The sequence below is a fragment of the Pseudoalteromonas atlantica genome, from assembly GCF_043641955.1.
In the GTDB taxonomy this organism is placed as follows: domain Bacteria; phylum Pseudomonadota; class Gammaproteobacteria; order Enterobacterales; family Alteromonadaceae; genus Pseudoalteromonas; species Pseudoalteromonas atlantica_A.
The window spans coordinates 50,049-62,320 of sequence record NZ_JBHZRV010000013.1 but is presented as its reverse complement, the minus strand read 5'-3'; the positions used below and the strand labels follow the sequence as shown (position 1 = coordinate 62,320).

Sequence of the window (12,272 nt, the reverse complement as noted above, 5' to 3'; positions counted from 1 at the left end):
GAACCTAGAACCTAGAACCTAGAACCTAGAACCTAGAACCTAGAACCTAGAACCTAGAACCTAGAACCTAGAACCTACGCAGCTTATCGCTTACAGCTAATATACATGCTACAATTCCCACCAATTTTTTGTATGAGTTAAGTAACACCGCAATGATCTTAGATGACATCCGTATTGTTTTAGTAAACACCTCGCATTCAGGTAATATTGGTTCTGCAGCACGTGCAATGAAAACCATGGGCTTATCAAAGCTTTATTTGGTTGACCCAGCATGTGAAGTTGATAGTCACGCTAGTGCACTCGCTGCCGGTGCTACTGATGTACTAGGTAATGCGGTGATTGTTGATACTGTTGCTGATGCTATTGCCGATTGTGCCCTTACCATCGGTACCAGTGCGCGTTCACGTACCTTGTCTTGGCCTATGGTTGAGCCACGTGAATGTGGTGAAAAACTTGTCGATGAAGCTGTTAATAGTCCTGTTGCGCTAGTGTTTGGTCGTGAAAACAGTGGCCTAACTAATGAAGAACTACAGCTTTGTAATTACCATGTATGTATTCCTGCTAATCCAGAATATAGCTCGTTAAACTTAGCGATGGCGGTTCAAACATTGTGTTATGAAACGCGTATGGCATTTTTAAATCAACAACCTAAAAAGGTTGAAGAAGACGAAGCGGTATACCCAAGCTCAAAACAAACCGAGTTATTTTACGACCACCTAGAAGAAACACTGCATAATACTGGCTTTATAATTAAACAGCACCCTGGCCTCGTTATGACCAAGCTGCGTCGTTTATTTAACCGCGCACGCCCTGAAGACGCTGAAATGAATATTTTACGCGGCATTCTAACTTCAATAAATAAGTCTATTAAATAAACGAATGTTATAAGCACTTTTAATGAGTAATACTTGACTAAATTACTCAGGTAATTACAATGAACGTAATACTTGACCAAAAAGGTCGGGTATTGAAGTTTGTTTGATAGCTGATAGCTGATAGCTGATAGCTGATAGCTGATAGCTGATAGCTGATAGCTGATAGCTACTAAGATAATACTTGACTATTTTACTCTGGTAATTAAAATTTGCACTCTTTTGTGCGGGGGCTTTAATGAAGTTAACATCAAAAGGCAGATATGCCGTTACAGCTATGCTCGATGTTGCACTACATACTAATGTAGGTGCCGTACCCCTTGCCGATATTTCAGAACGACAAGAAATTTCTTTGTCATATCTTGAGCAATTATTTGCCCGTTTACGTAAGAATGGTTTAGTAAGCTCAGTGCGTGGTCCAGGTGGGGGTTATTTACTTGGTCGCGACTCAAGCACAATTTCAGTCGGCGATGTGATAAGCGCCGTTGATGAATCAGTCGATGCAACGCGCTGTCACGGCGCAACAGGCGGATGTCAAAGTGGCATGCGTTGTTTGACCCACACATTATGGTCAGACTTAAGCACGCGGATTGAAGACTTTTTAAATGGTATTACCCTTGCTGAATTGGTAGAGAAATCTGACGTTAAAGAAGTCGCATCTCGCCAAGATAACAGCGTTAATAATGCAATTAAGCAATTGGAAAATATTCAAGTAAGCTGTCAACTATAAGTTGGCGCCAGCGGAGATAGAAATGAAGTTACCGATTTATTTAGATTACGCAGCAACCACGCCAGTTGACGAGCGTGTTGCAAAAGAAATGATGCAATGCCTAACAATGGATGGCAATTTTGGTAACCCTGCATCACGTTCACACCGTTTTGGTTGGCAAGCTGAAGAAGCAATCGATCAGGCGCGTACTGACATTGCTGATCTCATTAATGCAGATCCACGTGAAATCGTTTTCACGTCGGGCGCAACAGAATCAAACAACCTTGCAATTAAAGGCGCTGCACAGTTTTACAAAAAGAAAGGTAAGCACGTAATTACCGCGAAAACTGAGCATAAAGCTGTGATCGACACGTGTCGTGAGCTTGAGCGTCAAGGTTTTGAAGTAACCTATATGGACGTTGAAGAAAACGGCCTACTTGACCTTAAAAAGCTTGAACAAACAATGCGTGAAGACACCGTATTAGTTAGCATCATGCACGTGAATAACGAGCTAGGTGTAATTCAAGACATCGCTACAATTGGCGAAATGTGTCGTGAACGCAAAATTATGTTCCATGTCGATGCAGCGCAAAGCGCGGGTAAAGTATTAATTGACGTACAACAACTTAAAGTTGATTTTATGTCGTTCTCAGCACATAAAGTGTATGGCCCTAAAGGGATTGGCGCGTTGTACGTTCGTCGTAAACCACGTGCTCGTCTTGAAGCGCAAATGCACGGTGGTGGCCACGAACGTGGTATGCGTTCTGGTACGCTTGCAACTCACCAACTTGTTGGTATGGGTGCTGCATTTAGAATTGCAAAACAAGATTTTGAAAAAGATCATGCTCACATCAGTGCGCTACGTAAGCGTTTAATTGATGGCATTATGGCTGATATGGATGAAGTGTACTTCAATGGTGCACAAGACCAATCAGTACCAGGAATTGTTAACATCAGCTTTAACTTTGTTGAAGGTGAGTCGTTATTAATGGCTGTTAAAGATATTGCTGTATCATCAGGTTCTGCCTGTACATCAGCAAGCTTAGAGCCTTCTTATGTATTACGTGCGCTTGGCCGCAATGACGAATTAGCGCATAGCTCAATTCGTTTCAGTATTGGTCGTTTTACCACCGAAGAAGAGATTGATTATACCGTCAATTTAATGAAAAACTCTATCGGTCGCTTACGTGAGATGTCTCCTTTATGGGAAATGCATCAAGAAGGTGTTGATTTAGATTCAGTTGAGTGGGCACATCATTAATTGATGGGCACACCCACTAGCAGGTAGTGAGGATAGTATTATGGCGTATAGTGATAAAGTAATTGATCATGTTGAAAACCCACGTAACGTAGGTGTATTAGACAAAAACGATCCATCAGTAGCAACCGGTATGGTTGGCGCACCAGCATGTGGTGACGTAATGAAGCTGCAAATTAAAGTATCTGATACCGGTGTTATCGAAGATGCTAAATTCAAAACATATGGTTGTGGTAGTGCAATTGCCTCTTCATCACTTGTAACAGAGTGGGTTAAAGGCAAAACATTAGACGAAGCTGCAACGATTAAAAATACTGATATCAGTGCAGAGCTTGAATTACCGCCAGTGAAAATTCACTGTTCGATTTTAGCAGAAGACGCTATCCAAGCAGCAATTGCAGATTACAAAAGTAAACAAGCGAAGTAAGAGATAACCATGGCAGTGACATTGACAGATGCGGCAGCAAACCGCGTAGAATCATTTTTAGCAAATCGCGGTAAAGGCCTAGGCCTGCGCGTTGGCATTAAAACGACGGGCTGTTCAGGTCTTGCTTATGTTCTTGAGTTTGTAGACGATTTATCTGAAGGCGACGAAGTATTTGAATCCCAAGGGGTAAAAGTAATCGTTGATGCTAAAAGCTTAGTATACATTGATGGTACAGAGCTTGATTACACGAAAGAAGGTTTGAATGAAGGGTTTAAGTTTATTAACCCGAATCAAGCTGATGAGTGTGGTTGTGGCGAAAGCTTCACAGTTTAATCGCTCATTGCAATAGTATTCTTAAGCCCTGCACCTGTAGGGCTTTGTTCTATCTGAAATTTATATGGTTTGATAATGCGCTATTTTGAGTTGTTTGCAATACCTGTTGATTACCAAATTGATTTGGCAACAGTCAATAAAAACTACCTAGAGCTACAACGTGCCGTTCACCCAGACCGCCACGCAAATAGCAGCAGTCGCGACAAATTATTAGCGGTGCAAAATGCTGCTGAAATTAACGATGCACTACAAACACTTAAGCACCCGGTAAAACGTGCCGAATATATGCTAAGTGAGCTCGGTGTTGATATTCGTGCTGAACAACAAACCCTGCAAGACCCGCTATTCTTAATGCAACAAATGGAACTACGAGAAGAGCTCGAAGAGTTAAGTTCAAGTAGTGACCCAGATGCAGCCATTACCCAGTTTGAACAGCAAATAAAACAACTCGATAGCCAATACAGTGCACAACTTGCAGCACAATTAGCAAGTAACGATGAGCAACAATGGCAGCTAGCGGCAGATAACATTCGTAAGCTTAAGTTTGTTTATAAATTACGTGATGAACTAGAACGCATTGAAGACAGTTTATTCGACGATTAATTTTTTAACTTACGTATTAAAGTAAGTAAAAGCGAGTAAAAGAGCATTATGGCATTATTGCAAATTGCTGAGCCGGGGCAGAGCGCGGCACCACATGAACATAAGTTAGCCATAGGTATCGACCTTGGTACAACCAACTCATTAGTCGCGACGGTACAAAGCGGTGAAGCACGTACATTAACCGATGTGAGTGGCACAGCTATGTTGCCATCAGTCGTGCGTTATCAAGCTGATAGTGTGACAGTTGGTGAGCAAGCAGCGCAAGCAGCCACGCAAGACCCTGCAAATACCCTTATCTCTGTTAAGCGCTTTTTAGGTAAAACTCAAACAGAAATACAGCAAAGCTACGGCCAATTACCTTATGATTTTTGCGAGCACGATGGTGCGTTAGCAATTACTACCGCAGCAGGTAATATCAGCCCAATCACCGCTTCAAGCGATATTTTAAAAGCACTTAAACAACGTGCAGAAGAAAGCTTTGCAGGGCAAGATATTTTAGGCGCCGTGATCACAGTGCCAGCCTATTTTGATGACGCACAGCGCCAAAGCACAAAAGATGCCGCAGAGCTTGCTGGTATCAATGTGCTGCGCTTATTAAACGAGCCAACGGCAGCGGCTGTTGCTTACGGTTTAGATTCAGGTCAAGAAGGCATTATTGCTGTTTATGACTTAGGTGGTGGTACATTTGATATTTCAATCCTGCGTTTAAACCAAGGCGTATTTGAAGTATTGGCAACCGGTGGTGATTCAAGCCTAGGTGGTGACGACTTTGATTCATTACTAGTGGATCACTTTAAGCGTGAAACCGGTGTAATGAACTTATCTCCTTCGGTACTTCGTTTATTCATCAATAAAGCGAAAGCCTGTAAAGAAGCATTGAGCCAATACGCAAAAGTAAATGTTGGTCTTGAGTTTGACGACGAAAAATACATGGTTGAAGTCACCCGCGAAAAGCTTGAAGAACTCGCAATGACGCTAGTTAAAAAAACACTGCGTTCATGTCGTCGTGCAGTAAAAGATGCAGGCATTGTTAATGATGAAGTGTTGCAAGTGGTTATGGTTGGCGGTTCTACTCGTATGCCGATTGTACGCAGCCAAGTAAAAGAATTTTTTAATAAAGAACCATTAACATCGATTGACCCAGACCGTGTTGTTGCCTTAGGTGCAGCATTACAAGCCGATGTATTGGTAGGTAATAAGCCTGATTCAGATATGTTATTGCTTGATGTACTCCCTTTGTCACTTGGTCTTGAGACCATGGGTGGCTTAGTTGAGAAAATCATTCCGCGTAACACCACTATCCCTGTTGCACGCGCACAAGAATTCACCACATTCAAAGATGGCCAAACAGCCATGTCATTGCATGTGCTACAAGGTGAGCGTGAACTTGTTGATGATTGCCGTTCATTAGCTAAATTTAGCTTAAAAGGGATACCGGCAATGGCAGCCGGTGCTGCACATATTCGCGTGACATTTAAAGTTGACGCTGATGGGTTACTGAGTGTGTCAGCCATGGAAAAATCAACCGGTGTACAAGCTGATATTCAAGTAAAACCGTCATTTGGTTTATCAGACGACCAAGTAGCGAATATGCTAAAAGAGTCAATGACAAACGCAAAAGACGATATGCAAGCGCGTATGCTCAAAGAGCAACAAGTTGAAGCATTGCGCGTGATTGAAGCACTTGAAGCATCTCTGGCCACAGATAGTAAGTTGCTTGATGAAGCTGAACTGAGTAATCTACAAACAGAAATCGCAGCGCTTGCTGTTATTCGTGAATCAGCCGTTGAGCCAAGTGACATTAAAGCAGCCATTGAAAAAGTGGATAACGCCAGTAGCGTATTCGCTGAGAGAAGAATGGATGCATCGATTAAAAAAGCACTGCAAGGGCAGTCAGTAGACAACGTTTAAAGAGGTTAGAATGCCACAAATTATTTTTCTTCCCCATCCGGAATTATGTCCTGACGGCGCAGCAATCGAAGGGCCAACAGGTGAAACGGTACTTAACGTTGCCTTAAAAAACGGTATCAGTATTCCTCATGCCTGTGAGAAATCATGTGCCTGTACAACATGCCACTTAGTTATTCGTGAAGGTTTTGATTCACTTGATGAAAGCGACGAACTAGAAGACGACATGCTAGATAAAGCTTGGGGCTTAGAGTCAGAGTCTCGCCTTGGCTGCCAAGCAATCATTAAAGATGAAGACCTTGTGGTTGAAATACCAAAGTACAATCTCAATATCGTTAATGAAGAGCATTGATTTAAAGCGCAGCTATAAGTTGTAAGCCTTAAGCTTTATAAAAAACACCGCGCTCAATTTGAACGCGGTGTTTTTGTTCGTAGCAGCGAATTTACGTCGTGTCTTTACGTTGAACTGACGCGGAATAAATCCGCTGCTACTGACGCGGAGTAAATCCGCTGCTACTGACGCGGAGTAAATCCGCTGCTACTGACGCGGAATAAATCCGCTGCTACGGGTCAACCCTATTTCGGAGGTGTATTTTGAGTGATCTAATTTTTTCAGATTCGTTTTTTAACGGTGAGTTTTATAAAACCGATACGCGCTTTAGCGTAGATGATCCTGCTACCGAAAAAAGCATTGTAGAAGTCAGTGATATTGACGAGCAAGGTGTGAATAACGCCATTGCTGCTGCAAAAGGCGCATTTGTTAAATTAAAAGCAACTAACGCAACTCAACGAAGCGAAACCTTGATGCGTTGGTGCGAATTAGTCATGCAGCACAAACAAACCCTTGCCGAGTTGATGACTAAAGAGCAGGGTAAACCGTTCAAAGAATCCCTTGGTGAAGTAGAGTACGGTGCCGGTTTTATTAAATGGTTTGCCGAGCAAGCAAAACGTAGTTATGGCGATGTGATCCCACCAACCGACAATCAGCACCGTTTAACGAGCTTTAAGCAACCAATCGGAGTTGTGGCTGGTATAACACCGTGGAATTTTCCTATTGCCATGGTGACTCGCAAAGTAGCTCCGGCTTATGCCGCAGGCTGTAGCTTTGTATTAAAGCCCTCAGAACATACTCCGCTTTGTGCACTTGCGTTGGCATATTTAGCTGATCAGGCAGGTTTTGAGAAAGGTGCTTTTAATGTACTGGTTTCTGAAAATGCGAAAATGGTCGGCGAACTGTTAACTGAATCAGAATGTGTGCGTAAGTTTACTTTTACCGGTTCAACCGGTGTGGGTAAGCAGTTACTATCGCAATGTGCTTCAACAATTAAGCGTACATCAATGGAGCTTGGTGGTAATGCGCCGTTTATTATTTTTGAAAATGCTGATTTAGATGAAGCTGTTACAGGTTTAATGGGCGCTAAGTTTAGAAACGCAGGGCAGACTTGTGTGGCAGCTAACCGCATTTTTGTGCAGCGCAATGTGTTAGATGAAGTGGTTAAAAAACTGAATGAAAAAGTAACCTCATTAAAAGTCGCCAGCGGTTTTGCCGACGACTGCGATATTGGTCCGCTGATATATGCCAAAGCAAAACAAAAGGTTCAAGACTTGCTGAGTGATGCAAAACAAAAAGGCGCGACTCAAATAAATGATGTCAAAGAATTAGGTGGTAACTTTCAAGCACCTGTTATTTTAACGGGTGTTACCCCTGAGATGGATATTTACCACCAAGAAGTATTTGGCCCAGTAGTGAGCATTATCGCATTTGATGAAGAAGCCGAAGTACTCGCACTTGCCAATGACGTGCCGTACGGCCTCGCCGCTTATTTTTATAGCCAAAATATCAAGCAAATCTACCGCGTGAGTGAAGCGCTAGAGTACGGCATGGTCGGAATCAACGAAGGTTTGATTTCAAATCCAGTTGCGCCTTTTGGTGGTGTAAAGCAATCAGGCTTAGGGCGAGAAGGCGGCCACCAAGGGCTCGACGAATACCTCGAAGAAAAATATGTGTGTATGAAAGTCTAAAGCTAGAAGCTTTTAGCCGTCAGCCGTCAGCCGTCAGCCGTCAGCCGTCAGCCGTCAGGTTTGTGATCTGACCCCACTAAAGTAGACACGGGGTTTTAATTTATTGATTCATATTGCATGGGACTCACATTACCCAACGTTCCATGCATTCTTACTGAGTTGTAGTAATTCTCAATATAAAAACGACTTTGTATTGTCATTTCACTACGACTCAATTCATTTAAATTGTTCATCCACTCTTTTTTATACTGAGCAAAGAAGCTTTCTGAACACGCGTTATCCCAGCAATTTCCTTTTCTCGACATGCTAATCGTTACATCTCGTTTGTTCAACCACACTATCGTTTCTTTGGCTCGATATTGGCTCCCTTGGTCTGAATGAAACAATAAGCGATGTCCCTCCGGCTTACGTCTATGCCAAGCCTTTCTTAATGTTCTAATTACTAAATCCGCACTATTAACTCGACTCGTTGCCCAGCCAACAACTTTACGTGAGTATAAATCTAAGATTACACATAGATACTGCCAGCCTTCTTTGCAGCGAACTTGTGTTATATCAGACACCCACACTGTATTAGGCTCTTCAACATCAAACTGGCGACCCAGTAGGTTCTCTGTCGTAATAAAACCCTGCTTTTTATTGCCACTGGTGTAGCGACGTTTACCTGATTTAGAGCGATAACCTACGCTTTGTAATAAGCGTTGCACACGACCTTTACTACAATCATATCCATCAGCTATCGCGGCTTCCCACAACTTCCTGTAACCAGGTATACAGTGCTCTTTATTACTTCTCTTTTTCAAAAACTGAAGTAATGAGTCGTTTTTACCCGCCACTGGGTTTAATGATTGTTTCAGCCATTTATAATAGCCAGCTTTAGACACAGACAACAATGCACATAGCTTACTAATTGTTTTCTTCGCCGTAGTTGTCTGATAAATGTATTGAAACCTTATTCTTTTAGGCTGTCGAAGTAGGCCTTCGCCTTTTTTAACACGTCGTTCTCCAACTGAGCATCTTCAAGCTGTTTTTCAAGATTACGGACTTGACGTTCAAGGTCTTTATATGACTTTTCTGGACCTTTATTTTTAAGTGGTTGGGGTGTTTTACTTGAGGTCATTTTACTTCTCCAGCTTGATAGCATATCAGGGTGAATACCGTACTTTTCTGCGACCATTTTAACTGTATCATGAGAATCTAACGACTCTTGCACCACTTTTCTTTTAAATTCCTCTGTATGTTTACGAAACTCTTTTACCTTCATGACACCTGACTCCTAAATAGGTGTCTACTTTTATGGAGTCAGATCAGATAGCTGATAGCTGATAGCTTTTATTTCAATTAATGATAGCGCTGTCATTTTAGTTTTTATATGATGGGAGGAATTTATAAACAATAATAAGAGATTATGCGGGGGGAAATGCGTAGTCTTTGGGTATAAACGAGGAGAGGGTAATGGATTTTAAAAAGCATGCATTGGCAGGTTTAATCGCTGCAATGCCTCTAATGGCACAAGCACAGTTTTCGCAAGGCGATATTAATAGCTTCGCAAAACAGACCACACTGACATTTGCGGTTGTTGACAACTTTCATAATAAAGATTCTGGTTTTTTAGGAAAAATCACCTTAAATAACCAATCAAACGTTGCATTACCTGCGGGTGAAAGTGATTGGCAGCTTTATATTCACTCTGTTCGTAAAATTAATACCGAACATGTTGCGGGTTTGAATATCGAGCACGTTAATGGTGATTTACACCGCATAGTACCTACTAAAGACTTTAAAGGTTTAGCTGCAGGCAAAAGCTTAGATATCGAGTTTGATGCTCAAGTATGGATTGTGGCTTATACCGATTTTATGCCACGTGCATTTTTTGTATCTGGGGACAACACTCCGGCTATTTTTGCGAATACCGATACAGAAGATATGACTCAATTTGTTGCGCCATTCGAGCGCGAAAACCAGTTGCGTCGTTACAACAATCCTAAAGATCGCACTGTACTAATCACACCAGAAGTTAGATATGAGCGTAATCAAGCAGCGACAAATAAAGTATCTAAAGAAGATGCACTAAAACGCATTATTCCAAAGCCACAAAATATTGAGTTTAATCGTGGTGTGGCCAAACTTGATAACAGCTGGCAAATACGCTTTCAGGGCCAATTAAAAAGCGAAGTTATGGTTTTCATGCAAGACCTACAAGATGACTACGATTTAGTACTTAAAGCAGAGCCTGATCATATAACAGCCAATAAAGAAAAACTAATCAGCTTAAAAGTAAATCCAAGCCTTGCTGATGGCAAAGCTGAGAGCTACACCCTAGAAATTGATGATGACCGCATTGATATTGTCGGTAGTGACAATGCTGGAGTATTTTATGCCATGCAGAGTTTGCTTAATTTGCTACCTGCAAATAGCCAAGGTGCTGTTGAAGTACCGCAGCTAGAGCTTGAAGATAGCCCGCGTTATGGTTGGCGTGGTATGCACTACGATAATGGTCGTAACTACCATGGTAAAGAGGCGATGTTCAAACTTGTTGAACAAATGGCTCGCTATAAAATGAATAAACTACATTGGCACTTTTCAGAAGATGAGGGTTGGCGTTTGGAAATTCCGGGCCTACCAGAGCTGACTGATATTGGTGGTTATCGTTGTTTTGACTTACAAGAGCGCGAATGTTTGCTTACACAACTTGGAACAGGTCCATTTAAATCAGGCTCAGGTAACGGTTACCTTACTCGAAGTGAATTTGTTGAGCTGCTAAAGTTTGCCAAAGATCGTCATATTCAAATTATTCCAGAAATAGAAGGCCCTGGTCACGCGCGAGCATCTATAAAAGCAATGGAAGCGCGTTACCACAAGCTCAGTGATGAAGCTAAACAAACAGCTAAAAATAACTTAGTAAATACTAAGCAAGTAGATAAAGAAGTCCAACAAGTCGATATTAGTGCAGCAACGCAATATTTATTAAGCGATCCTAACGACACCTCTGTCTACATGACGGTGCAAAATTACAAAGATAACTCAATGAATGTGTGTATGGACTCAACCTACGCATTTTTAGACAAAGTGACTTATGAACTTCAGCAAATGTACCGTGAAGCGGGTGTGCAATTAACAAACCTACATTTTGGTGGCGATGAAGTTGGCGCTGGTTCATGGGTTGATTCACCAATTTGCCAAGCGATGTTTGCCAACCCAAATAATGGTGTGGCTGGTGCTGCAGATTTAAAGCCTTACTTTACTCAGCGTGTCGCTAAGTTATTAGAAAAGCGTGGTATTTCGCCAGGCGCCTGGGAAGATGGGCTAATGTACGACCGTACTAATCCTTTCAAACGCGATGAGTTCCCTAATAAAACCTTTACTGCAAATGTATGGGACAACATTTGGGAGTGGGGCGTAGCAGATAGAGCATACCGTTTAGCAAATGCCGGTTATCAAGTTATTTTATCTCACGGCACGCATTTATATTTCGATCACCCTTATGAAGCTCACCCTGCAGAGCGCGGTTATTATTGGGCAACGCGTTATACAGATACGGCAAAAACATTTAATTATATGCCAGATGATGTATACGCTAATGCTGATTACACCCGTACTCGCGAGCCTATTGAAAACTTAGAGGCACTTGTTGGTCGTCCATTACCGCAACTTGAAAAGCCAGAAAATATTTTAGGCATGCAAGGTCAGGTTTGGTCTGAGACGATTCGTACCGAAGAACAGGTATTAGCGATGATATTCCCACGTATTTTATCTGTTGCAGAGCGTGCTTGGCATAAAGCACCTTGGGAAGGTGAAAAAGTGGATATCCGTACACGCGCAAAAGATTGGTCACAATTTGCCGCTGCGGTTGGCCTTAAAGAGCTAACTAAACTTGCTAATGCAGATGTAAGTATTAATTTACCTGTTCCAGGTGGAGTGGTTGAAGATAGTCAATTAAAGGTTAATACCCCTTTTACTTACTTAGAAGTAGAGTACAGCTTGGACGATGGCCAGACTTGGCAGCTTTACACAGCTCCGATCAGTGTTTCTAAATCACAGAAAATTGCTCTACGTAGCCGTTTGAATGAGAAAGTAAACAGTAGAATTACCTATATAAATTAACATATTAGTAAATAGTTTTAAATTGAAAGGGCCTTT

At 41.9% G+C, this 12,272-nt stretch carries 11 protein-coding genes; 10 read left to right on the top strand and 1 reads right to left on the bottom strand.

Going from position 1 to position 12,272, the window contains the following annotated elements; all coding sequences use genetic code 11:
- Nucleotides 1–152: 152 nt before the first annotated feature.
- From trmJ to ACHUE3_RS18200, 9 genes are all read left to right on the top strand, one after another.
- A complete protein-coding gene (trmJ, locus tag ACHUE3_RS18240) occupies nucleotides 153–875 on the top strand; it encodes a tRNA (cytosine(32)/uridine(32)-2'-O)-methyltransferase TrmJ (protein ID WP_394193741.1) in 723 nt (240 codons plus the stop codon).
- Between the two features lie 235 nt (nucleotides 876–1,110).
- Nucleotides 1,111–1,602: a Fe-S cluster assembly transcriptional regulator IscR gene (gene iscR / locus ACHUE3_RS18235; RefSeq protein WP_394193740.1), complete on the top strand. Its 492-nt coding sequence runs from the start codon at nucleotides 1,111–1,113 to the stop codon at nucleotides 1,600–1,602.
- A 22-nt stretch (nucleotides 1,603–1,624) separates the two neighbouring features.
- Nucleotides 1,625–2,842, top strand: coding sequence for an IscS subfamily cysteine desulfurase (locus ACHUE3_RS18230; protein WP_394193739.1), 1,218 nt, complete (start codon nucleotides 1,625–1,627; stop codon nucleotides 2,840–2,842).
- 40 nt (nucleotides 2,843–2,882) lie between these two features.
- Complete coding sequence (iscU, locus tag ACHUE3_RS18225) at nucleotides 2,883–3,266, top strand: Fe-S cluster assembly scaffold IscU (protein WP_087533305.1); 384 nt, start codon at nucleotides 2,883–2,885, stop codon at nucleotides 3,264–3,266.
- Between the two features lie 9 nt (nucleotides 3,267–3,275).
- Complete coding sequence (iscA, locus tag ACHUE3_RS18220; RefSeq protein ID WP_058560437.1) at nucleotides 3,276–3,599, top strand: iron-sulfur cluster assembly protein IscA; 324 nt, start codon at nucleotides 3,276–3,278, stop codon at nucleotides 3,597–3,599.
- A gap of 75 nt (nucleotides 3,600–3,674) precedes the next feature.
- The gene (hscB, locus tag ACHUE3_RS18215) at nucleotides 3,675–4,202 is read left to right on the top strand and encodes a co-chaperone HscB (protein ID WP_394193738.1); all 528 of its coding nucleotides are present in this window, start codon (nucleotides 3,675–3,677) and stop codon (nucleotides 4,200–4,202) included.
- Between the two features lie 48 nt (nucleotides 4,203–4,250).
- Nucleotides 4,251–6,113, top strand: coding sequence for a Fe-S protein assembly chaperone HscA (hscA, locus tag ACHUE3_RS18210; RefSeq protein WP_394193737.1), 1,863 nt, complete (start codon nucleotides 4,251–4,253; stop codon nucleotides 6,111–6,113).
- Nucleotides 6,114–6,123: 10 nt separating this feature from the next.
- On the top strand, nucleotides 6,124–6,462 hold the full coding sequence (gene fdx, locus ACHUE3_RS18205; protein ID WP_394193736.1) for an ISC system 2Fe-2S type ferredoxin: 339 nt from the start codon (nucleotides 6,124–6,126) through the stop codon (nucleotides 6,460–6,462).
- 242 nt (nucleotides 6,463–6,704) lie between these two features.
- Nucleotides 6,705–8,132 (top strand): NAD-dependent succinate-semialdehyde dehydrogenase, encoded by a 1,428-nt coding sequence (locus ACHUE3_RS18200; protein ID WP_394193735.1) that lies wholly within the window; start codon nucleotides 6,705–6,707, stop codon nucleotides 8,130–8,132.
- Nucleotides 8,133–8,227: 95 nt separating this feature from the next.
- On the opposite strand, the gene ACHUE3_RS18195 is transcribed toward ACHUE3_RS18200, so the two are convergent.
- A protein-coding gene (locus tag ACHUE3_RS18195) for an IS3 family transposase (protein ID WP_394193734.1) occupies nucleotides 8,228–9,396 on the bottom strand; the annotation gives its coding sequence in 2 pieces (ribosomal slippage) (nucleotides 8,228–9,126 and nucleotides 9,126–9,396; 1,170 coding nt in all).
- Nucleotides 9,397–9,587: 191 nt separating this feature from the next.
- Between ACHUE3_RS18195 and ACHUE3_RS18190 the strand changes: the two genes are divergently transcribed.
- The gene (locus ACHUE3_RS18190) at nucleotides 9,588–12,236 is read left to right on the top strand and encodes a family 20 glycosylhydrolase (RefSeq protein ID WP_394193733.1); all 2,649 of its coding nucleotides are present in this window, start codon (nucleotides 9,588–9,590) and stop codon (nucleotides 12,234–12,236) included.
- Nucleotides 12,237–12,272 lie beyond the last annotated feature (36 nt).

Bases quoted from the DNA above. Each gene is read 5' to 3' on its own strand.
- ACHUE3_RS18190 (WP_394193733.1), top strand. From the start codon at position 9,588: ATGGATTTTAAAAAGCATGCATTGGCAGGTTTAATCGCTGCAATGCCT.
- ACHUE3_RS18230 (WP_394193739.1), top strand. From the start codon at position 1,625: ATGAAGTTACCGATTTATTTAGATTACGCAGCAACCACGCCAGTTGAC.
- hscA (WP_394193737.1), top strand. From the start codon at position 4,251: ATGGCATTATTGCAAATTGCTGAGCCGGGGCAGAGCGCGGCACCACAT.
- iscA (WP_058560437.1), top strand. From the start codon at position 3,276: ATGGCAGTGACATTGACAGATGCGGCAGCAAACCGCGTAGAATCATTT.
- trmJ (WP_394193741.1), top strand. From the start codon at position 153: ATGATCTTAGATGACATCCGTATTGTTTTAGTAAACACCTCGCATTCA.
- iscR (WP_394193740.1), top strand. From the start codon at position 1,111: ATGAAGTTAACATCAAAAGGCAGATATGCCGTTACAGCTATGCTCGAT.
- iscU (WP_087533305.1), top strand. From the start codon at position 2,883: ATGGCGTATAGTGATAAAGTAATTGATCATGTTGAAAACCCACGTAAC.
- fdx (WP_394193736.1), top strand. From the start codon at position 6,124: ATGCCACAAATTATTTTTCTTCCCCATCCGGAATTATGTCCTGACGGC.
- hscB (WP_394193738.1), top strand. From the start codon at position 3,675: ATGCGCTATTTTGAGTTGTTTGCAATACCTGTTGATTACCAAATTGAT.